Here is a 21,659-nt window from a genome sequence, read left to right as displayed (position 1 = left end):
TCAGGCCTTCTTTCTCCGGCGTTTCTGGCTGGGGCGCATCGGGGTCTGCCCCGCGGCGAGGTCCTCATCGCGCATCGTCGTCGCAAACGCGACGAGTCCGTCGATGAGGGAGGTGAGGTTGGCCTCCTCGGCGAGGACGTCGACGCGCAGGCCGTGCTCCTCCGCGGTGTTCGCCGTGGCCGGTCCGATGCAGCAGATCACCGAGGTGGCCGCGGGCTTGCCGGCGATGCCGACGAGGTTGCGCACCGTCGACGACGACGTGAAGAGGAACGCGTCGAAGTCGCCGGCCTTGATCGCCTCCCGGATCGGCGCCGGCGGCGGGGAGGCGCGAACCGTGCGGTAGGCGGTGACGTCGTCGACGTCCCAGCCCTTCTCGAGCAGGCCGGCCACGAGCACCTCGGTGGCGATGTCGGCACGCGGCAGGAGGACGGTGTTCATCGGGTCGATGTCGTCGACGTAGTCCGGCCAGGAGGCGGCGAGTCCGCGGGCGGAGTGCTCGCCGTCGGGGACGAGGTCAGGGGTGATCCCCCAGTCGAGCAGCGCCGCGGCGGTGCGTCCGCCGACGGCGGCGACCTTGACACCGGCCAGGGAGCGGGCGTCGAGGCCGAAGTCCTCGAACCACATGCGCACGGCGCGCACGGCATTGACCGAGGTGAAGCCCACCCATTCGTAGGATCCGTCGACGAGGCCGCGGATCGCCTTCTCCATCTGCGTGGGGGTGCGCGGCGGCTGGACCGCGATGGTCGGCACCACGGTGCCGACGGCGCCGAGCTCGGCGAGCGCCTCGGCGGTCGAGGTCCCCTGCTCCTTCGTCCGCGGGATGAGGACCTGCCAGCCGAACAGGGGCTTGGTCTCGAACCAGCTGAGCTCTCCGCGGTCCTCCACGCCTTGGCCCATGATGACGACCATCCGGTCCCCCGCGGACCGGCACAGGGCTGCGGCCTGGCCGAGGGTCGTCTCCACCGTCGTCTGCTCCGTCGTCGAGATCCCCCAGCCGACGAGGACCTTCGTCGTCTCGTCCCAGCCGTCGGCGAGCAGGGCACGGAAGGCCTCTTCGTGCTCGGCGGCGGTGCCGGTGAGCACGTGCGTGGTGTTGCGGTGCTTGGACACGTCGACGTGGGTCTGCGGGCCGGACTCGATGTAGCGCACCGAGCGGACGCGGTTCGTCGTCAGCGGAGTGCCCGTGTAGGCGGCGGTCGCCGCGGACAGGCCGACTCCGGGGACGATCTCGACGTCGATGCCGGCCTTGCGGCACACGGCCGCCTCGGTGGTCGTCGTCGTGAAGAGGAGCCCGTCGTCCGAGCTCAGGCGCACGACGGTCTTGTCGGGGCGGGCGAGGTCGGCGAGGCGGCGCCCGCGGGTCGAGGCGGCCTGGCCGAGTTCGGCGGCGTCGATGACCTCGGCCGCCTGCGGGACGTAGGCGGTGACGATCTCTGCGTGGACCTGGGCGTCGTAGACGACGAGGGAGGCGTCAGCGAGGATGTCGGCACCCCGGGCGGTCATCAGTCCCGCCTCCCCGGGTCCGGAGCCGATGAAGACGACGCGTGGGGCCACCGGCAGCAGCCGACGGGGCTGGACCTGTCCCGTCGGCGCTTTCTCCGGCATCTCCGCGCTGCTCATGCGCGCCCCTGGGACGACGATTGGGCGGCGGCCTTGACGGGGGTGAGGTGGTCCGACGACTGCGCAGGGTCGATGTCGAGTCGGCGCAGCAGGTCCTCGGCGGCGGCGGTGCCGAGTTCGTCGGCGACACGGGCGATCTCCTTGCCCGCAACCTTGAGCGCTTCGTCGTCGCGGGAGGAGAGGTCGCCGTCGACGACGGGCAGCGGCGCGGACATCCGGGTGCGGGCGATGGTGCCGCCGTCATCGGCCATCATCGCGGTGACGACGACCTCATCGCCCTCGATCGTCGCAAGGGCCCCGATCGGGGCCGAGCAGCCGGCTTCGGCGCGGGAGAGGATGGCCCGTTCGCAGGTCACGGCGAGGTCCGTGGCCTCGTCGTGGAGGCGGCGCAGGGCCGTGCGGATGGCGACGTCGCCGGCCATGAGCTCCTCGTCCTGGGTGAACGGGCTGTCGGCGCCGCGGGTCTCGATCGCCAGCGCCCCCTGTCCGGGAGCGGGAAGCATCGTGTCGAAGTCGAGGAGGTCGGTCGCCTCGGCGAGGCGCCCGATGCGACGGACACCGGCTGCGGCGAGGACGACGGCATCGAGGCGGCCGTCGCGGACATGGGCGATGCGGGTGTCGACGTTGCCGCGGACCCCGCGGACCTCGATGTCGGGGCGGGCGGCGCGCAGCTGGACGGCGCGCCTCGGCGAACCGGTGCCGACGACGCTGCCGGCGGGCAGCTCGCTCAGGCTGAGGCCGTCGCGGCCGATGAGGACGTCGGCGGGATCGACGCGGGGCGGGATCGCTGCGAGCTGGATCCCCGGCTCCGGCGTCGTCGGCAGGTCCTTGAGCGAATGGACGGCGACGTCGATCTGGCCCTGATGGAGGGCCTGGCGCACGGCGGAGACGAACACGCCCGTGCCGCCGAATCCGGCGAGCGGGGACATGTTGACGTCGCCTTCGGTGACGACCTCGACGATCTCGACCCGCCAGCCGGTCAGGGCCGCGATCTGGTGGGCGATTGCCGTCGACTGCGAGCGGGCGAGTTGGGAGCGGCGGGTGCCGAGTCGGATCGTCCGGCCCGTCGGATGCTCGGGTTCGACGACGTCGAGGGTGTGGTCGGCGACGGGACGAAGTCCGTCGGCTTCGATGTGCTCGGGGCTCGAGGCCTTCGCGACCTTCGTCTCCGGGGTCGCCTTCGCGTGGGCGACCTTGATCGTCGGGAGGTCGAAGAGCTGGATGAGGGCCTGGGCGTAGTCGACGTCGGAGTCGGAGACCGCGAGCTCCTTGACCTTGACGGTCGGGGTGTGGATGAGCTTCTCGGCCACACGGTGCAGCGACTTGCGGATCTCGGCGAAGACCTTCTCGTCGACGGATTCGCCGATCTTCTTCTCCAGGCGCTCGGTCTCGGCGGCGATGACGTCCTTGGCATGCGTGCGCAGGGCGGTGACGGTGGGGGCCACGGCGCGCTCCTTCGCCCCGGACTCGAGCTTGTCGGCCTCCTCGGCGATGATAGCGCGCACGGCTTCGACGGTCTCGACGACGGCGGCGTCGCGTTCGTTCGCGGAGCTCGTGAGCAGATTGCGGATCTCACCGAGGCCGAAGAGGGCGACGTGTTCGAACTCGCGCACGCTCGGGTCGATGTCATGCGGCAGGGCGAGGTCGATGAAGGCCTTGTTCGCCGCGGACTTCGAACTCTGCGAGAGACCGGCGACGATGTCGTCGCGGGTGACGACGACGCCGCGGGCGCCGGTGCAGGAGATGATGAGGTCGGCGTCGGCGATCTCCTCGGCGAGTGTCCGCGGAGTGAGCTCACGGGCACGACCGCCCACCTCGGCGATGAGGCGTTCGGCCTTCTCGATCGTGCGGTTGAGCACGGTGAGGTGGTTGACGCCCTCCTTGTGGAGGCCTGCGACGACGAGGCCCGACATCGCGCCGGCCCCGATGACCAGCGCGTTCGCCGCGCGCAGCGAACCGATGTGGGCCTGGGAGGCCTCCAGGGCGGCACCGAAGAGGGAGCGGGCCACCTCGTCGAGGCCGGTCTCGGAATGGGCTCGCTTGCCCACCCGCAGGCTCTGCTGGAGGGCATGGGAGAGGTCGGAGGTCAGGGCTCCGGCGGCCATCGAATCGGTGAACGTCGAGCGCAGCTGACCGAGGATCTGGGCCTCGCCGATCGCCATCGAGTCGAGTCCGCAGGCGACCTTGAGGAGGTGCTGGAGGGCCTGGGAGTCGTAGTGGGCGTAGAAGTGCCCGGCGATGTCCTGCCATTCCTTGTCGATCGAGGACACGAGTGCGTTGCCGAGGTCGGCGAGCCCGCCGTGGAAGGCGGAGACGTCGGCGATGAGTTCGAGGCGGTTGCACGTCGAGAGGACGGCGAGACCGTCGACGCTCGCACCGCCGAGGGCGTCGGTCCGCAGACGGTCGACGTCATCGGTGCCGAAGGCCAGGGCGTCGAGCATGTCGATCGGCGCCGACTGGTGGGAGATGCCGAGAACCAAGAGAGTCAATTGCTGTGCTCCTCAACTGGAGTGCCGGCGTTGTCATCGAGCGCCGAGTAATACGCGAGTACTTGCAGCTCACTGGCCAGATCCACCTGTCGGACCCGCACGGAGTCCGGGGTCTCGAGCACTGTGGGTGCGAAGTTGAGAATGCCGCGCACGCCGGCGTCGGCGGCGATGCGCGCCGCCGCCGGTGCCGCGGAGGCGGGAACCGCCATGACCACGAGGTCGATGTCATCGGGCCAGGTGGCGAGTTCGCTGAGGTCGGAGACGGTGAGCGCTCCGATGGTGGTGCCGATCTTCGCCTCGTCGACGTCGAAGATCGCTGTCAGCCGCAGGCCCCGGCCGCGGAAGCCGGCATAGTCGGCGAGCGCGGAGCCGAGCCGTCCGGCGCCGATGATCGCCACGCTCTGAGCGTGGTCGAGGCCGAGGAAGGACCGCAGCGTCGCCGCCAGCTCCGCACACGCGTAGCCGACGCCGCGGCGTCCGGGGCGGCCGAGCTGGGAGAGGTCCTTGCGCAGGATCGACGGGGAGACGCCGCTGCGGCTGGCCAGCGCCTCCGAGGACACGGTGGTCTGGCCGGTGGCCGCGATCGTCTCGACCGTCTGGAGGTAGATCGGGAGTCGGGAGATGACGCGCTCGGGGACGTCCTTGCGAACGACACCCTCGATGCTGCCCGCGGAGAGAATCTCGCCCACTGGACCGTGTCACTCCTTCACTCTGCTCATGCGTTCCGGGCTGCGGCCGCTGGGCGCCTCATGCGCCCAGCGCCTCGAGCGCCCGGGACAGCCTGTCCCGGTCGACCCGGTGGAAGCTGTGCTGTCGTCCTTCGAGGAGCACCACGGGGACGTCCCAGCCGTACCGGCCGGTCAGCTCCTCGTCGGTGTCGATGTCGATCTCGGTCACGGTGACGTCCCTGCCGGACACCACCTCGGCGACGGTGGCCTTCGCGGTCTCGCACAGGTGGCAACCGGCGCGGGTGAGGAAGGTCAGCTCGACCACGACACACTCCTGTTGTGAAGGTGACAACAAACCCCGCCGAAATGGGATTCGAGCGGGGGCGTAGGACCGTACCCGGTCTTACTTCTTGTTGCGACGCTGGTGACGTGTCTTGCGAAGCAGCTTGCGGTGCTTCTTCTTCGACATACGCTTGCGGCGCTTCTTGATGACTGAGCCCACGCGGGTACCCCTTGTGCTTGTCGGTGGAGGTGAACTTCAGGTGCCCACCCTTTGAACTAACCGTGCAATTCTATCGCCCCGGCCCGTTCTTTCCCAAAACTGTGTCGAGATCCACAGCGGGCGCGGAGGCCGTTCGGGTCAGTCGAAGTACGGGTCGAGGCCGAAGAAGGGGAAGAGGTTCTTCCGGGTGCCCATGACCGCGCGGTCGAGCTCGGTTTCCGGGTCGAATCCGTGCGACCACGGGGTGAAGGAGCCGTCGAAGCCGTCGGTCATCGTCAGCGGCGCTTCGCGGCCGGTCTTCGTCTGCGCGTAGTGCGCCCAGCGCCCGGGGATCCGTGTCCCCGGGTCGATGTCGGCGTCGGCGGCGATGGCGATGAGGTTCGTCCAGGCGCGCGGCACGACATCGATGATCGCGTACCCTCCTCCCCCGGTCGAGAGCCACCTGCCCTCGGCATGGTCCTCGGCGAGCCGGCGGACGCGTTCGGTGGCGACGCGCATCGCATCGATGCTCAGACGCATGTGGGTGAGCGGGTCCATCCGGTGTCCGTCGCACCCGTGCTGGGAGACGATGACCTGCGGGGAGAAGGCCTCGACGAGGGCGGGCACGGTGGCGTCGAAGGCGCGCAGCCAGTCCTCGTCGCCGGTGCGCGGGGGCAGGGCGATGTTCGCCGCCGAGGCGGCCGCCCGGAGCCCGCCGATGTCTGCCGGGTACCCGGTGCCGGGGAAGAGGTACTTGCCGGACTCGTGGATGGAGATCGTCAGCACCCTCGGGTCATCCCAGAAGAGGGATTCGACGCCGTCACCGTGGTGGGCGTCGAGGTCGATGTAGACGATGCGCTCGAAGCCGGCGTCGAGGAATTCGGTGATCGCGCCCGCGACGTCGTTGTAGACGCAGAACCCGCTCGCCTTGTTCGCCATCGCATGGTGCATGCCGCCGGAGAAGTTCACCGCGCGGCGGTAGTCGCCGCTGGTGATCGCCCGGGCCGCATCGACCGACCCCTGGAAGAGCATCGCCGAGGCGGAGTGCATGTTCTCGAACACGGGCACGTCGTCGGTGCCGAGCCCGAACCGCTCCGCCTCCCCATGGTCGAGTCCGGCGGGACTGCCCGCCTCCTTGACGGCGGTGATGTAGTCGTCGTCGTGGACGCGGGCCAGCGCCGCCTCGTCGAGGTCGGAGATGGAGCGGACGTCGACGCCGTCGCGGTCGAAGAGCTCGAAGTCGATCGCAAGCTTCGCGGTGAGGTCGAGTCTCAGGGGGTGCATCGGATGGCTGGGACCGAAGTCGTACCCGGTCACCGCCTCGTCCCAGACGACGTAGACATCGCTATCTGCCATGGGGCAATGCTATATGGCGCGGCTCACCTACGGGGATTCGCCCCTTGTCCGTCCTACCATGGAGTCTGTGTCCACCAATTCCCCCTGGAGCCTCGACCGCTTCCTGCGCCCGGGGCGCTGGGTCCGCGACTTCGTCGACGACCTCGCCGTCGCCTCCCCCGCGCGGCTGGCGATCGTCTCGTTCGTCGCCGTCGTCGCGGTCTTCGCCGTCATCCTCATGCTGCCGGCGAGCATGCGCGACCCCGCATCGGTCCCTCTCTCCGAGCACATCGCCAACGCCGTCTTCGTCGCCGTCTCCGCGGTCTGCGTCACCGGCCTGACCCCGGTGGTCACCGAGGACTACTGGTCGGACTTCGGCATCTCCGTCATCACCGCCGGCATCCAGGTCGGGGGTCTCGGCATCCTCACCCTCGCCTCGCTGCTCGGGATGGCGGTCTCGAGGCGGCTGGGAGTCCGGCAGCGCCTCATCGCCCAGCAGGCCACCTCGGCGCTCAACCTCGGTCAGGTCGGCACCCTGCTCAAGACGGTCTTCGTCACGATCCTCACCGCCGAGGCGATCCTGGCGATCCTCCTCTTCCCGCGCTTCCTCATGCGCGGCGACAGCGTCGGCGATTCGATCTGGTACTCGGTGTTCTACGCGATCTCCGCGTTCAACAATGCCGGCTTCACGATCCACCCGGGTGGGGCCGAGTACTTCTCCGAGGATCCGTGGATCCTCTCGCTCATCATGATCGGCGTCTTCGTCGGCTCCCTCGGGTTCCCCGTCGTCCTCATGATCGCGATGAACTGGAACCGACCGAAGAACTGGGACCTGCACACCCGCCTGACCCTGACGACGACGACGATCGTGCTCGCGCTCGGGTTCGTCTTCCTCCTCCTCTTCGAATCCGGCAACCCGAAGACCCTCGGGGACAAGAACGCCGGCCACACGCTCATGGAGGTCCTCTTCATGGCCGTGATGCCGCGCTCGGGCGGGTTCTCGACGATGGATGTCGCCGATATGAGCCAGTCGACGCACCTGCTCATGGACGTGATGATGTTCATCGGCGGCGGGTCGTCATCGACGGCGGGCGGCATCAAGGTGACCACAGTGGCCGTGCTCGTCCTCGCCGCCTACGCCGAGGCGCGGGGCCTCACCGATGTCAACGTGTTCGGTCGCAGGCTCACCGCCTCGACGATCAAACTCTCGATCTCCATCCTGCTCACCGGCGCGACGATCGTCTTCGTCGGCACCCTCGTCATGCTCCAGATCAGCGACGAATCCCTCGACCGAGTGCTCTTCGAGGTGATCTCGGCGTTCGGCACCGTCGGGCTGAGCGCCGGCGTGTCCGCCTCGGTCTCGGAACCGGGGCTCTACACGCTGTCCGTCCTCATGCTCATCGGGCGTCTCGGTACGATTACACTGGCGGCAGCCCTGTCCATGCAGGACTCTGCCCGTCTCTACCGCTACCCCGAAGAAAGGCCGGTCGTTGGCTAACGAGAACTCCTCCATCCTCGTCATCGGGCTCGGACGCTTCGGCTCGGCGACTGCGGTCACGCTCACGCGACTGGGACGCGAGGTCATGGCCATCGAGCACAACGCCGAGCTCGTCAAGGACTGGAGCGGCAAACTCACCCACGTCGTCGAGGCCGATTCGACGAACATCGACGCCCTGCGCCAGGTCGGTGCCGCGGACTTCCAGACCGCGGTCGTCGGCATCGGCACCTCGATCGAGGCGAGCGTGCTCACGACGGCGAACCTCGTCGACCTCGGGGTCTCGCAGGTGTGGGCGAAGGCGATCTCCCCGGCCCACGGCAAGATCCTCCACCGCATCGGCGCCCACCACGTCCTCTACCCGGAGTCCGATGCCGGCATCCGCGTCGCCCACCTCGTCAGCTCCCGGATGATGGAGTACATCGAGTTCGACGAGGGCCACTTCGCGGTCGTCAAGATGCGCCCTCCGCGGGAGATCCAGGGGTTCACCCTCGGCGAGGCGAAGGTCCGCGACAAGTACGGCGTGACGATCGTCGGCATCAAGAGCCCGGGCCGCGACTTCACGTACGCCGAACCGACCACCCGCGTCGGCAAGCAGGACCTCCTCATCGTCGCGGGCAATGTCGAACTCCTCAGCCGCTTCGCCGGTCGCCCGTAGGGGGCGTCGCGCTCTCCTGGGGCAACCGCTCGGTGTGAATCCGTATGGCATGGATCGATCCATGCCATACGGATTCACACCGAGCGATTGCGAGTCACGCGCCCTCGCAGCCACGGAGCTTGCCCGTAGAGCTTCGTCGCGAATGCTTCGAGGTCCATCACCTCGGCGAAGGTGAACCTCACGATGCGGTAGCCCAAGGCGACCAGGCGGTTGAATTGAGTCGCCTCCTTCTGCAGCCGCGCTCCCCCGTTCTCCACGTATTTGGCGGCCCCGTCGACGAAGAGCACAGTCTTCGCCACCCGGTCCATGAAGTCGACGCGCGCGACGAGTCGGCCTTTCTCGTGGACCTGCACCTGCTGTTCGAACCCGCAGAGCCCGAGGAGGCTGAGGTTGTAGGAGCACCGGCTCTCCGCGTAACTCTCCGAGCGAGCGCCGATCCGACCGATGAGCCGCGCGGCACGCGCCCGCCCCTTGGGCAGACGCGCGAGCACGGGGGCGAAGTGCTCCTCCACCGCCTTCCGCTCCAATTGCCCCACGTCGGGCGGATATCCGAATCGCCCTGCACTGGCCTCCTCGGCCCCGAAGACTGAGCGCCTCACGACCGATTCCATCGCGGCGAACGCCCCCGGCTCCCCGATCTGCGGAATCAGGTCCAGGCTTGTCAGCGCAGGTGAGGTGAGTCGCATCTTGCCGACCATGACGGTGTCGGCTGCAGGCACCTCTCGCGTCGTCCGGCTGACGATGCCGGTCCTCAGTCTGTGCGATGGCGAGGCGATGTGGATGCGCTGGGTTCCCACACGATACAACGGCAGGTCGTGGATGCGAGCCGCAGAGACGCCGCAGATGACGTCATCCACCCGGTAGTGGGGGTAGGACGCGATCTTGAGTTTCTCGAGCAGGTCGGCGTATTCGTAGTCGTGCTTCTGTGTGCTCTGAGCGTGCTCCCTGACTCGCCGCAGCCAGTCCTCATCGGTGATCAGCTCGGCGATCCGCGCATGCTGGGGATTCTCGCACCGGCGGATGACGCTGTACATCCCGCGGGTGAGTCTGAGCAGACAGCAGTCCACCGCGGACTTGACGACTCGGCTGTGCACTCCATGTGCTCGAAGCTCCTGTGAGCGGATGACGTTGTACATCTGCACACGGTCACCGCGGGACTTCGACAACGTCAATGGGGACGCAGTCGGCCTGTGGAGTGTTCGTCGGCGTCCTCAGGCGATCTGAGCACCGGTCGCAGACATTCCCACAGCCGATCGCACAGAAGTGGCGCCGGTCGCTGCGGACGGCGGGCAGCGGGAGAACAGGGCACCCGAGCGCGGACGATGCCCGTCGCGCCGGTCCCAGACCCAACCGACTGCGCGACTGGTCGGCCGAGCGCGAGCCCCAGACGCCGGCGGCTGGTCGCAGTGTCATCCACAGTTCGGCGAGCGCAAGTCGCAGAGATGACAACCGCTCGGTTCCGATCCCTATGGTATGGATCAGAGTCCTCCCTGGGGATCAGAACCGAGCGGTTGCCGCTGCAGCGGGTCAGCGGGGCGTCGGCAGCGGGGCGTCGGAGGCAGCGCCGCAACGGCCGCCCGCCGCAGCGCCGCGCCGACCGGCGCGCCTCACCTCGTCTAGTGCTCGACGGCCGCCTCGGCGCCGAAGCCGGTGTGGGCACGGACGTCCATCTCGGCTGCCAGCTCGGGACTCTCGACCGTCCTGTCGGTGATCGACCCGAGCCACCCGAGGATGAACCCGAGCGGGATGGAGATGATGCCGGGGTTCGACAGCGGGAAGATCGCGAAGTCGGCGCCGGGGATCATCGCGGTCTCGGAACCGGAGACGACCGGGGAGAATGCGATGAGCAGGATCGCCGAGCCCAGTCCGCCGTAGATCGACCACACCGCACCGCGCGTGGTGAAGCGGCGCCAGAACAGCGAGTAGATGATCGTCGGCAGGTTCGCACTCGCCGCGACCGCGAAGGCGAGCGCGACGAGGAACGCGATGTTCTGTCCCTGCACCCCGATCCCGCCGAGGATGGCGACCGCGCCGATGACGACGACGGTGCGGCGGGCGATCTTCACCTCAGCGTCGGGGTCCTCGACCTTGCCCTTCTTGATCACGCTCGCGTAGATGTCGTGGGCGAAGGATGCGGCTGCGGTGATCGCGAGCCCCGCGACGACGGCGAGGATCGTGGCGAACGCGACCGCGGAGATGAAGCCCATGAGCAGCGGACCCCCGAGCTGGAGGGCGAGCAGCGGAGCCGCGGAGTTCACCCCGCCGGGAGCGTTCTTGATCGCATCGGCGCCGACGAGCGCGGCCGCACCGTAGCCGAGGACGAGGGTGAAGAGATAGAACGCGCCGATGAGCCAGATCGCCCAGACCACCGACCGCCGCGCCTCCCGGGCCGTGGGCACCGTGTAGAAGCGCATGAGCACGTGCGGCAGACCCGCGGTGCCGAGGACGAGCGCGAGGGCGAGTGAGATGAAGTCGAGCGGGTTCGACCCGTACTGGAGTCCGGGATTGAGCACGCCCTCCCCCACTCCCTCGGCGGCATTGGCGACTGCGTTGGAGAGCAGGGTCGAGAGGTTGAAGCCGTTGAGCGCGAGCACCCAGATCGTCATCGCCCCGGCTCCGGCGATGAGGAGGACCGCCTTGACGATCTGCACCCAGGTCGTGCCCTTCATGCCGCCGACGAGGACGTAGAGGATCATCAGGGCGCCGACGACGGCGATGACGAGCGACTGTCCGAGTTTGCCGTCGATGCCCATGAGCAGCGAGACGAGACCGCCGGCTCCGGCCATCTGCGCGAGCAGGTAGAAGAAGCACACGGCCAGCGTCGAGATCGCCGCGGCCATGCGCACCGGGCGCTGCCGGAGGCGGAAGGAGAGCACATCGGCCATCGTGAACTTGCCCGTGTTGCGCATGAGCTCGGCGACGAGCAGGAGCGCGACGAGCCAGGCGACGAGGAAGCCGATGGAGTAGAGGAACCCGTCGTAGCCGTTGACGGCGATCGCCCCGCAGATGCCGAGGAACGACGCCGCCGAGAGGTAGTCGCCGGAGATCGCGAACCCGTTCTGCGGCCCGCTGAACGACCGTCCGCCCGCGTAGTAGTCCGACGCGGTCTTGTTGTTCCGGCTCGCCCGCAGGACGATGAAGAGGGTGACCGCGACGAAGGCCGCGAAGATCGTGATGTTGAGGATCGGGTTGTTCTCGACCTCTGTGGTCGCCTGAGCGAAGATCTCGGTCATCGGGTGACTCCTTCCGATTCCTGTTCGAGGCGCTCACGGATCGCGGTGGCCGGTGGGTCGAGCTTCTTGTTGGCGAACGAGACGTAGAACATCGTGATCGCGAACGTCGTGACGAACTGCAGCAGGCCGAGCACGAGGCCGACGTTGATCTCCCCGACGACCTTCGTCGACATGAAGTCGTGCGCGTACGTGCTGAGGATGACGTAGAGGAAGTACCACGCAAGGAACGCGATCGACAGTGGGATCACCACTGAGAAGCGCTTGCGCTTGAGTGCCTTGAATTCGGGGTTCTCCTCCTCGGCGAGGAAGTCCACCCCTCTCGGCGACGGATCGGACATGGTTTCTCCATTCGAATGTGGTTCGAGCGTCAGTGGTCTGAATCACACATCGTCAACCTATCGTCCGCTCGGTCATGGGGAATACCACCGAAAGTTGGTAGCGTATTCACATGAACGTCATGGCCAAGGAAGCTCGGGCGCTGAAATCCGAATCCCGCCGTCTCTTCGCCGAGGCGGTCGACTCCCTGCACGCGAACGGCACCGGCGACGTCGTCTTCGGCGGCATGGTCGAAGAGGGGGCGGTCGCCGTCGAGGCGGTCGCCGGAGCGAGCCGGGACGGTCTGGCCTCCCTCATCGTCAGCACCGGCCGCGGCCTCGGCGGGCGCGCCCTGACCGAGGGCACCCCGCAGCTCACCCGTGACTACGAGATCGACCCGTTCATCACGCACCATTACGACGAGGAGGTCCTCGGCGAGGGCATCCAGGTGCTCATCGCCGTCCCCACCCTCCTCGGCGGCGAGGTCACCGGGATGGTCTACTGCGGACATCGCAAGGCCTACGCCGAGGCGGCCCCGCAGACCGGCGACCTCGTCCGCCGGGTGCGACAGCTCTCCGTCGACCTCGGGCGCCTCGGACTGCGCCGACCGCAGCCGGTCACCCCGGTCGTCGAGCCTCTCGCCGACCTCGACTCCTCGAGTCGCGAAGCGCTGCGCCGCACGTTCGCCGAGCTGCGGGCGATCCGCTCCGACGTCGCCGACGACGCCACCCGCGAACGGCTGACCTCGATCGAGACCCGACTCGCCGACATCCTCTCCGGGCACAACCCGGAGTCCGCTCCCGAGCCGACGACGTCGGTGAGCCTCTCACCACGGGAGACCGACATCCTCTCGCACGTGGCCCTGGGATGGTCGAACGCCCGCATCGCCGAGGCACTGGGACTGCGGGAGTCGACCGTGAAGTCCTACCTCAACACCGCGATGGTCAAGCTCACCGCACGCACCCGACACGAGGCCGTGTCGATCGCGCGAGCCGCGGCCATCCTGCCCTGACACGACGCTCGGCACGGCACCCTGGCCGCCGGACACAGCAGTGTTGCCGCTGGGCCGGCTCGGAACGCAGCAACCCGAACGCCTCGGAACGCATCCGCCCGATCGGATCACCCGTCGATCGCGGCGGAGTTCTCCTTCTCCATCTCGAGCGAGCGGTCAGCGGCCGCGGTGACGGCCGCCTCGGCGAGGTCGAAGATGCCGCCGTCGATGAAGGTGTTGAGCGCGGCCAGGGTGGTCCCGCCCTTGCTGCTCACGGCCTTCCGCAGGGCCGCGGGGTCAGGGTTGTCGGCCAGCAGGCGTCCGGCGCCGTCGGCGGTGGCGACGACCATCTTCGCTGCAGTCTCCTCGGTGAGCCCGAGCTTGACGCCGGCGGTGATCATCGCCTCGGCGAGGAGGAAGAAGTACGCCACACCGGACCCGGAGATCCCGGTCATGGCGGGGATCTCGGCTTCGTCGAGGGGGACGACGAGGCCTGCGCCCGAGAGCAGCCTGCGCAGAGTCGCGGCGGCGGTCGGGTCGACTCCGGGAGCCGGGGACAGGGCGATGACGCCGTGGCCGATCGCGCTCGGGGTGTTCGGCATGATCCGCACGATCGGGCTGTTCGGGGCGAGTCGGGCGAGGTCGGCGGCGGAGACGCCGGCGGCCATCGACACGAGCACGGACTGCCCGGTCAGGGCGGGGGCGAGGTCGCGCACGGTCTCGGCCATCATCCACGGCTTGACGCCGAGGAAGACGAAGTCCGCGGATTCGGCCGCCGCCCGGTTGGCGTCGGGATCATCCTCCACCGAGGTGACGGTGGCGGCAGGCAGGGCGGCGGCGAGGCGCTGCGCCGAGGCGGCGGAGTGCGTCGTCGCCCGCACCTCGATGCTCGGATCCGCGTCGAGGATGCCCTTGATGAGCGCCGTGCCCATATTGCCGGTGCCGATGGAAGCGATCGTGGTCATGGAGGTCAGCCTTTCTGAAGTCGTCCCTCCCCGATGGTGTCAGAGGAGCCGGTGACCGCGAAATCGGTGCCGCGACCGCGCGACAAGAGTGGGCGGAACTCCGAAGGGGTGCCCTCCGTGCGGGCACGCCGCAGGCACGGCGCAGGCAGGTGACGAGGTCAGATGGTCAGCTCGCGTCGGCGGAGGCGCGCTTCGACGACGCTGACCGGTGAGAAGTCCCCGGTTCCGGCGAGGTCTCCACAGGCGACGCCTCCCCAGGAGTCGTCGGCTCTGAGTGGGAGGTCCCACCGTCCGGTGCACCAGCGCCCGCAGCCCCGGTTCCGGAGCCCGCGGACCCCGACCCCTCCCCCGGCACACCGTCGAGTCCGAGGTGCTTGCGGGCGACGGCGAGGGAGTCGGCGAGCATCTGCTCACGGGTGGACTTCTTGGCGACGAAGCGGGTATTGACCTCGACGACGACGTCGCCGGACCAGTTGTGCTTCGCGAGGTATTGGAGCGTCTCGGCCACGGGCATGGTCCCCGCCCCGGGCACGAGGTGCTCGTCCTTGAGCGAGCCCGCACCGTCGGTGAGGTGGACGTGGCGCAGGCGCGGGAAGATCTCGGCGACGGTGTCGAGCGCGTTCATCCCCGCCGTCGAGGCGTGGGAGAAGTCGAAGGTGAGAGCGTCGTAGTCCTCGTCGAGCGGGTTCCAGTCGGGGTAGTAGACGAGGATCTCGCGCACTCCCGCCCGCCACGGGTACATGTTCTCCACCGCGAGGACGACTCCGGTCTCCTCGGAGACCTCTCGCACCCCGTCGACGAATTCGCGCGCGTACGCCCCCTGCCAGCGGAAGGGCGGGTGGAGGACGACGGTGGTCGCCCCGACCTCGCGGGCGAGGTTCGCTGTGATCCGCAGCTTCTCCCAGTGGTCCTTGTGGAGGACGCGGGGCAGGAAGAGCAGCGTCGGCGCGTGCAGCGACATGACGTCGAGGCCGGTGTCCGCGGCGAGTCCGGTGATGAGGTCGACGTCCCTCGTCTCGGCGTTGTGGGTGACCATGATCTCGACGCCGTCGTAGCCGATCGACGAGGCCTGCGCGAACGTCTCCTCGACGGTCATCGGCGAGACCGACGAGGAGGAGAGTCCGATCCTGATCGGGTGGTCGGAGACGTGATGGGTGTCGTGGTCGTACACCTGGTTCGCCGCGAAGAACTCACGGTGGCGCCGGGAGTTCGACCGCGCCGAGTTCTTCGCAGTCAGAACCTTGCGCCCCGACTTCGACTTCTTCGCCTTGCTCATCTCCACCAGTCTAGTCCTCCTCGCCGGCCCTGCCGCTCCGGTTTTCCTCGGAATCGTCCCTCGCCCTCTCCTCGGAATCACCCACTCGCCTTCTCCGCGGAGTCGCCCACTCGCCGTGGTCTGGGAATCCCCCTCGCCGAGGTGACCGGATAGTCTGTGCCCATGATTCCTGCCGACGTCCGTCCCGCCCGCGTCTCCGACGTCCCCCGCCTCGCCGAGATCCACGTCGCCGCATGGCGGGCCGCCTACCGCGGCATCATGGCCGACGAGTTCCTCGACGGATTGGACGAGGACCGTTTCGCCGCGAACTGGACTCAGGCGCTCAGCGACCCCGACAACCGGGTCCGCAACTTCGTCGTCGTCGCGGGCGACCGGATCCTCGGCTTCGGCGGGGTGAGCGCACCCCGTGACCCCGCCGAGGTGCTCGACCGTCTCCCCGTCACCGCGGACCTCGGCCAGCTCGCCCATATCAACCTCGCCCCCGAGGCCTTCGGCACCGGGGTCGCCGCCGTCCTCTTCACCGCACTCGAGGACGAGCTGCGCCACGACGGCTATGCACGCGCCTACCTCATGGTCGCCGAGGGCAACGACCGGGCGATGCGCTTCTACGAGAAGCAGGGGTGGGCGCGCACGGAGATCACGCACGTCTACGACGGCGTCGAACCCGCGGTGCCCGAGCGGATGTACACGGTCGAGCTCTGAGTCTGGCCGCCTCGGCGGGGGTCTGGTCCGCTGACCCGGCGACAGACACCCGGCTCCGACAACCCGAAGGGCGCCCAGCCACTCGGCGAAGGGTGGCTGAGCGCCCGGAAGGCGGCTGAGACGGCGCGCGTCAGCCGTAGAGCTCCTCGACGTCCTCGTCGACCCAGCCCTTGGACTTGTCGACGGCTTTGTTCCACAGGCGGTAGACGCGGGCGACCGTCTCGTCGTCCATCTCCGGCACCCAGCGCTTGTCCTCGTGCCAGTTGTTCTTCACGTCCTCCTCGCCGCTCCAGAACTTCACGGCGATGCCCGCTGCGTACGCGGCACCGAGCGCCGTGGTCTCGATGACCTCGGGGCGTATGACGGGCACGCCGAGGAGGTCGGCCTGGAACTGCATGAGCGTCTCGTTGGCGACCATGCCGCCGTCGACCTTGAGCTCGGTGAGCTCGACGCCGGAGTCGAGGTTCATCGCATCGAGGACCTCACGTGACTGGAAGGCGACCGATTCGAGGGCGGCCCGGGCGATGTGGTTCTTATTGACGTACCGGGTGAGGCCGACGATGACGCCGCGGGCGTCGGACTCCCAGTGCGGGGCGAAGAGACCGGAGAACGCGGGCACGATGTAGCAGCCGCCGTTGTCCTCTACCTGCTTCGCGAGCACCTCGACCTCGGGGGCGTCCTTGATGAGTCCGAGGTTGTCCCGGATCCACTGGACGAGCGAACCGGTCACAGCCACGGACCCCTCGAGGGCGTAGACCGCGTCGTCCTCGCCGATCTTGTACGCCACGGTCGTGAGCAGGCCGTTCTTGCTCGCCACCGGCTCGGTGCCGGTGTTGATGAGCATGAAGTTGCCGGTGCCGTAGGTGTTCTTCGCCTGCCCCTTCTCGAAGCACGCCTGCCCGAAGGTCGCCGCCTGCTGGTCGCCGAGGATGCCGCAGATCGGGGTGTCGATGAGCAGGGTGTTCTTCGCGCCGTAGCCGTAGATCTCCGAGCACGACTTGATCTCCGGCAGCATCGACATCGGGATGCCCATGTCGGCGGCGATCTCCTCGTTCCAGTCGAGGGTGTCGATGTTCATGAGCATCGTCCGCGAGGCGTTGGTGACGTCGGTGATGTGGACTCCGCCGTTGACACCACCGGTGAGGTTCCACAGCACCCACGAGTCCATCGTGCCGAAGAGCAGGTCGCCGTTCTCCGCGGCCTCCCTGGCGCCGTCGACGTTGTCGAGGATCCACTTGGCCTTGGGACCGGCGAAGTAGGTCGCCAACGGCAGGCCGACACGGTCCTTGTACTTGTCAGCGCCCTCGTCGCCGCCGAGTTCGTCGGCGATCTTCTGCGTGCGCGTGTCCTGCCAGACGATCGCGTTGTAGACGGGTTCGCCGGTGTTCTTGTCCCACACCACCGTCGTCTCGCGCTGGTTGGTGATGCCCACGCCCTCGAGCTGGTGGCGGTTGATGTTCGCCCGCGACAGCGCCTGGCCGATCGCTTCGTTGGTGTTGCGGATGATCTCCTTCGGGTCGTGTTCGACCCAGCCCGCGCGGGGGAAGATCTGCTCGTGCTCGAGCTGCCCGCTCGAGACGATCTGCCCGTTGTGGTCGAAGACGATCGCCCGCGACGAGGTGGTGCCCTGGTCGATTGCGAGGATGTACTTGTCCTGGCTCATGAAGACTCCTGTGTCCGTTCGGCGCCCGGGGCGCCGAGCTTCGTGGTGGTATCTAGGATGTCACTGTTCTCAGATGAAGGCGTTCGAGACGAGGCCGGCGAGGACGCCGCCGAGGATGGGGCCGACGATCGGCACCCACGCGTAGCTCCAGTCGGAGCTGCCCTTGTTCGGGATCGGCAGGATCGTGTGCGCGATGCGGGGACCGAGGTCGCGAGCAGGGTTGATCGCGTAGCCGGTCGGCCCGCCGAGGGAGGCGCCGATGACGACGACGACCAGTGCGACGGCGAGGGGTCCCAGCCCGCTGGGGGTCCCGCCGAAGAGGAGGATGATGAAGACGAGGACGAAGGTGCCGATCGCCTCGGTGAGGACGTTCCAGCCGTAGCTGCGCACCTCGGGCCCGGTGGAGAAGGTGCCGAGGATGTTGCCCGGCTCGCCTTCCGCGTCGTAGTGCTTCTTGTAGACCAGCCACGCGAGGATCGCACCGAGGGTCGCACCGAGGAGCTGCGCGAAGAGGTAGGCGAAGGTCGTGCCCACCGTGATCGGAATGCCCGGGGCGTACTCGGTGGCGCCGCTGGCGAGGATGCCGAGCGTCACCGCGGGGTTGAGGTGGGCGCCGGACTTGTAGGCGACGTAGACGCCGGCGAAGACCGCAAGTCCCCAGCCGAGCGAGATCATCAGCCAGCCGCCGGCATTGCCCTTGGTCTTGGCGAGCACCGCGTTCGCGACGACGCCGACGCCGAGCAGCAGCAGCATCGCCGTGCCCGCCGTCTCATGGAGGAGGATCGTGCCAATCGTTCCCATAGTGGGTGAACTCCTTTGTTGAGATGGGATGAGATGGGGATCGTGGTTGACCCGGTGAGGGTCGGAGCGGCGGGGGCGACGTCCTCGTCCCTCCCCCGCCGAGGCGGTGTGCCGTGTCCTCCTAGCGTGCGCTCCAGCTGTCGGTGACGAGCGCTGCCGCGGCGGCGTCGTCGTGCGTGGACTCCGCGGCGACCTGGGCGTCGACGTGGGTGCGGAAGGCCGCGACCTCGGCGGCGACCTTCTCCGCGTCCCAGCCGAGGACGGGGGCGATGATCTCGGCGACCGCCTCGGCGGCGGCCTTGCCCCGGTCCCTGACCTCGTAGTTGAGCCGCATCCGGCGCTCGAGGACGTCCTCGAGACGGACGACGCCTTCCGAGGTGGCAGCGTAGTGGGCTTCGACGCCGAGGTAGCGCTCGGCTCCCGGCAGGGGCTGACCGAGTTCGGGGTTGTCGTCGATGAGGTCGAGGAGGTCCTCGAGCATCGTCCCGTAGCGGCGGATGAGACGCTTGACCCGGGCTTCGTCCCAGCCGTAGCGCTCGGCGATGCCGGCCTGGCCGCGGCGGACCGCGCCCACGCCCTGGGCGCCGAGCAGCGGCACGGACTCGGTGAGCGAGGTCCGGTCGGCGGCTTCGTCGCCGAGTGCGAAGTCGACGGCGTCCTCGGCCATCACCCGGTAGGTCGTGAACTTGCCGCCGGCGATCGCCGAGAGGCCGGGCTCGACCTCCATGACGGTGTGCTCGCGGGAGACCTTCGTCGAAGCCTCGCCGTCCTTCTCCACCGGCTGGAGGAGCGGTCGCAGACCCGAGTAGACGCCGATGACGTCGTCGCGGCTGAGCTTGTTCTCGAGGATCGCATTGGCGTGCTCGAGGAGGTAGTCGATGTCGTCGGAGGTCGCGACCGGGGCGGCGACGTCCTCCTTCCACGGGGTGTCCGTGGTGCCGATGACCCAGTAGCCGTCCCACGGGATGACGAAGAGCACGGACTTCTCGGTCTTCGAGATGATGCCGGTGTCCGGGTCGGCCTTGATCTTGTCCTGATCGACGGTGATGTGGATGCCCTTCGAGGCGAGCACCTTGAGTCCGGCGTCGGCCTTCGCGAGGTCCTGCTGCTGCTCGGTCCAGACGCCGCCGGCGAGGATGGTCCGGCGGGCGTAGACATCGAACTCACGGCCCGAGACCTCGTCGCGCACGCGGACCCCGGACACCCGGTCCCCGTCGTGGAGGTAGTCGATGACGGAGACGTGGTTGGCTGCGGCGGCGCCGAAGCTCACGGCCGAACGCACGAGCGTCATGACGAAGCGGGCGTCGTCGACCTTCGCGTCGTAGTATTCGAGCGCACCGACCGCTGCGTCGTCGGCGAGGCCCGGGAAGTGCGCGCTCAGCGCCTTCTTGCCGAGGTGGCGGTGCATCGGCACGGCGCGTTTGCGCCCGGGCCGCGTGGCCATCGTGTCGTAGAGGAGGACGCCGGAGCCGATGAAGGCCCGGTCGATGAGGCGGTGCTCGAAGGGGAAGACGAACGCGACGGGTTCGACGAGGTGGGGTGCGGTGTGCGTGAGCAGCAGGTCACGTTCCTTGAGCGCCTCGGCGACGAGTTTGAAGTCGAGCATCTCGAGGTAGCGCAGTCCCCCGTGCATGAGCTTCGAGGACCGCGAGGAGGTGCCCGAGGCCCAGTCGTGGGCGTCGACGACGCCGACCTTGAGTCCGCGGGTGGCGGCGTCGAAGGCGGAGCCCGCTCCCGTCACCCCTCCCCCGACGACGAAGACGTCGAGCGGGTCGTCCGGACTCGTCGCTTCCATGGTGTGCAGGGATTCTTCACGGAACGAGGGGGATAGCTCGCCGTTTCGCATTGCGCTCTTGCCTCCAGAGATCGGGGAATCTGCCCCGTGGCGGCCGGCCGAAGGTGACTGGCCGGTAATCACAAGCTAACAGGTGCGGAGAGCAAATGGGAACAGATCCGACTGTGAGACCGGCCATCGATTCAGTCGGCGGTTCTGCCCATCGCCGAGGTGGTCTCCGCCGAATCCAACAGGTCGAGTTTCCGCATGATGATGCCTTCGCGCAGCGCCCATGGGGAGATGTTCATCACCGTGATGTCGAAGATCGTGAAGGCCGCCTCGGCGACGATGGCGCCGGCGAGCACCTGACCGGCGCGGGCCTCCGAGACCCCGGGCAGCGTGGCCCGTTCGGCCGGGGTGCGCGCGGAGAGGGTGTCGATGATGCCGGGCAGGTCGCGGCGGAAGAGCTTGCGGGGGACGTAGATGCCGTCCCCGCTCGGGGCGGCTCCGGCGATGCGGGCGAGCGACCGGAAGGTCTTCGAGGAGCCGACGACGTGGTCGGGGGTGCCGACGCGGTTGATCTCCCCGGCGATGCGCCCGATCTGGGCGCGGGCGTACTTGCGCAGCCGGTGGATGTCCTCGGCGTCGGGGATCTCCCCGGGCAGGAAGTCGGCGTACGTGCGTCCGGCCCCGAGCGGGACGGAGACCGCCGCCTGCGGATACTCGTCCTGGCCCGCGGCGATCTCGAGCGAGCCCCCGCCGATGTCGAGCAGGAGGATCTTCCCGGCCGACCATCCGAACCAGCGGCGGGCGGCGAGGAACGTCACCCGGGCCTCGTCCCTGCCGGACATGACGGTGAGGGTGACGCCCATCTGCTTGCTGATCGAGGCGATGAGCTCCTCACCGTTGGGGGCGTCCCTGACCGCCGAGGTGGCGAAGGCGAGGATCTGCTCCGCGCCCTGGTCCTCGGCGATCTCGACTGCCTCGGCGACGAAGTCGCGCAGCCGCTGCTGGCCCTCCTCACCGATCGAGCCGTCCGGGCCGAGGTACTCGGCGAGGCGGAGGATCTCCTTGTGCGAGGTCGCCGGCAGCGGCGGTGCCCCGACGTGGGCATCGACGACGAGGAGGTGGACGCTGTTGGATCCGATATCGAGGACGGCGAGGCGCATTGGCTCAGTGTATCCCGCGGCAGG

19 protein-coding genes are annotated in these 21,659 nt (G+C 68.5%); 4 read left to right on the top strand and 15 right to left on the bottom strand.

Annotation, left to right across the window (positions count from 1 at the left end; genetic code table 11):
• From AC0VYB_RS04205 to AC0VYB_RS04180, 6 genes are all read right to left on the bottom strand, one after another.
• Positions 1-1,620, bottom strand: coding sequence for a bifunctional uroporphyrinogen-III C-methyltransferase/uroporphyrinogen-III synthase (locus AC0VYB_RS04205; protein WP_238614638.1), 1,620 nt, complete (start codon positions 1,618-1,620; stop codon positions 1-3).
• A complete protein-coding gene (gene hemA, locus AC0VYB_RS04200) occupies positions 1,617-4,109 on the bottom strand; it encodes a glutamyl-tRNA reductase (protein WP_227007279.1) in 2,493 nt (830 codons plus the stop codon). The genes AC0VYB_RS04205 and hemA overlap by 4 nt, the downstream gene beginning before the upstream one ends.
• On the bottom strand, positions 4,106-4,798 hold the full coding sequence (locus tag AC0VYB_RS04195) for a redox-sensing transcriptional repressor Rex (protein WP_119296371.1): 693 nt from the start codon (positions 4,796-4,798) through the stop codon (positions 4,106-4,108). Before AC0VYB_RS04195 ends, hemA begins: the two co-directional genes overlap by 4 nt.
• 58 nt (positions 4,799-4,856) lie before the next feature.
• Entirely contained in the window at positions 4,857-5,102 is a 246-nt protein-coding gene (locus AC0VYB_RS04190) for a glutaredoxin family protein (protein ID WP_009380568.1), read from the bottom strand.
• 78 nt (positions 5,103-5,180) lie between these two features.
• The gene (locus tag AC0VYB_RS04185) at positions 5,181-5,279 is read right to left on the bottom strand and encodes a 30S ribosomal protein bS22 (RefSeq protein ID WP_005504750.1); all 99 of its coding nucleotides are present in this window, start codon (positions 5,277-5,279) and stop codon (positions 5,181-5,183) included.
• Between the two features lie 138 nt (positions 5,280-5,417).
• Entirely contained in the window at positions 5,418-6,614 is a 1,197-nt protein-coding gene (locus tag AC0VYB_RS04180) for an acetoin utilization protein AcuC (protein ID WP_119296372.1), read from the bottom strand.
• Between the two features lie 58 nt (positions 6,615-6,672).
• Between AC0VYB_RS04180 and AC0VYB_RS04175 the strand changes: the two genes are divergently transcribed.
• Together AC0VYB_RS04175 and AC0VYB_RS04170 are read left to right on the top strand one after the other, a co-directional pair.
• On the top strand, positions 6,673-8,091 hold the full coding sequence (locus tag AC0VYB_RS04175) for a TrkH family potassium uptake protein (RefSeq protein ID WP_051995634.1): 1,419 nt from the start codon (positions 6,673-6,675) through the stop codon (positions 8,089-8,091).
• Complete coding sequence (locus AC0VYB_RS04170; RefSeq protein WP_009380573.1) at positions 8,084-8,746, top strand: potassium channel family protein; 663 nt, start codon at positions 8,084-8,086, stop codon at positions 8,744-8,746. Before AC0VYB_RS04175 ends, AC0VYB_RS04170 begins: the two co-directional genes overlap by 8 nt.
• A 74-nt stretch (positions 8,747-8,820) precedes the next feature.
• Here AC0VYB_RS04170 and AC0VYB_RS04165 read toward each other — a convergent pair whose 3' ends face one another.
• The 3 genes from AC0VYB_RS04165 to AC0VYB_RS04155 all read right to left on the bottom strand — a co-directional run bounded on the left by AC0VYB_RS04165 (position 8,821) and on the right by AC0VYB_RS04155 (position 12,317).
• Positions 8,821-9,780, bottom strand: coding sequence for a hypothetical protein (locus AC0VYB_RS04165; RefSeq protein ID WP_162909040.1), 960 nt, complete (start codon positions 9,778-9,780; stop codon positions 8,821-8,823).
• 582 nt (positions 9,781-10,362) lie between these two features.
• Positions 10,363-11,979 carry a solute symporter family protein gene (locus AC0VYB_RS04160; protein ID WP_095376695.1) on the bottom strand — a complete coding sequence of 539 codons (1,617 nt, stop codon included), beginning with the start codon at positions 11,977-11,979 and terminating at the stop codon, positions 10,363-10,365.
• Positions 11,976-12,317, bottom strand: coding sequence for a DUF485 domain-containing protein (locus AC0VYB_RS04155; RefSeq protein ID WP_009380586.1), 342 nt, complete (start codon positions 12,315-12,317; stop codon positions 11,976-11,978). Before AC0VYB_RS04155 ends, AC0VYB_RS04160 begins: the two co-directional genes overlap by 4 nt.
• A gap of 110 nt (positions 12,318-12,427) precedes the next feature.
• On the opposite strand from AC0VYB_RS04155, the gene AC0VYB_RS04150 reads away from it, so the two are divergent.
• Entirely contained in the window at positions 12,428-13,306 is an 879-nt protein-coding gene (locus AC0VYB_RS04150; protein WP_259801049.1) for a LuxR C-terminal-related transcriptional regulator, read from the top strand.
• Positions 13,307-13,413: 107 nt separating this feature from the next.
• Here the strand turns inward: AC0VYB_RS04150 and proC are convergent, their stop codons facing one another.
• Together proC and AC0VYB_RS04140 are read right to left on the bottom strand one after the other, a co-directional pair.
• Positions 13,414-14,250 (bottom strand): pyrroline-5-carboxylate reductase, encoded by an 837-nt coding sequence (proC, locus tag AC0VYB_RS04145; RefSeq protein ID WP_119296374.1) that lies wholly within the window; start codon positions 14,248-14,250, stop codon positions 13,414-13,416.
• A gap of 166 nt (positions 14,251-14,416) precedes the next feature.
• Positions 14,417-15,526: a sugar phosphate isomerase/epimerase family protein gene (locus AC0VYB_RS04140; RefSeq protein WP_119296399.1), complete on the bottom strand. Its 1,110-nt coding sequence runs from the start codon at positions 15,524-15,526 to the stop codon at positions 14,417-14,419.
• A 162-nt stretch (positions 15,527-15,688) separates the two neighbouring features.
• Here AC0VYB_RS04140 and AC0VYB_RS04135 point away from each other — a divergent pair, with 162 nt between their 5' ends.
• Positions 15,689-16,228, top strand: a complete 540-nt coding sequence (locus tag AC0VYB_RS04135; RefSeq protein ID WP_095376691.1) for a GNAT family N-acetyltransferase — start codon at positions 15,689-15,691, stop codon at positions 16,226-16,228.
• A gap of 130 nt (positions 16,229-16,358) precedes the next feature.
• On the opposite strand, the gene glpK is transcribed toward AC0VYB_RS04135, so the two are convergent.
• The 4 genes from glpK to AC0VYB_RS04115 all read right to left on the bottom strand — a co-directional run bounded on the left by glpK (position 16,359) and on the right by AC0VYB_RS04115 (position 21,635).
• Positions 16,359-17,891, bottom strand: coding sequence for a glycerol kinase GlpK (gene glpK / locus AC0VYB_RS04130; RefSeq protein WP_119296375.1), 1,533 nt, complete (start codon positions 17,889-17,891; stop codon positions 16,359-16,361).
• Positions 17,892-17,960: 69 nt separating this feature from the next.
• On the bottom strand, positions 17,961-18,683 hold the full coding sequence (locus AC0VYB_RS04125; RefSeq protein ID WP_162909043.1) for an MIP/aquaporin family protein: 723 nt from the start codon (positions 18,681-18,683) through the stop codon (positions 17,961-17,963).
• A gap of 130 nt (positions 18,684-18,813) precedes the next feature.
• Positions 18,814-20,487 (bottom strand): glycerol-3-phosphate dehydrogenase/oxidase, encoded by a 1,674-nt coding sequence (locus AC0VYB_RS04120; protein WP_101623984.1) that lies wholly within the window; start codon positions 20,485-20,487, stop codon positions 18,814-18,816.
• 182 nt (positions 20,488-20,669) lie between these two features.
• Entirely contained in the window at positions 20,670-21,635 is a 966-nt protein-coding gene (locus AC0VYB_RS04115) for a Ppx/GppA phosphatase family protein (RefSeq protein ID WP_009380609.1), read from the bottom strand.
• Positions 21,636-21,659 lie beyond the last annotated feature (24 nt).

This window comes from Brevibacterium sp. Z349TD_9 (assembly GCF_056173565.1).
Note: the sequence above shows the minus strand (reverse complement) of the source record. Positions and strands in the feature narration are given on the sequence as shown.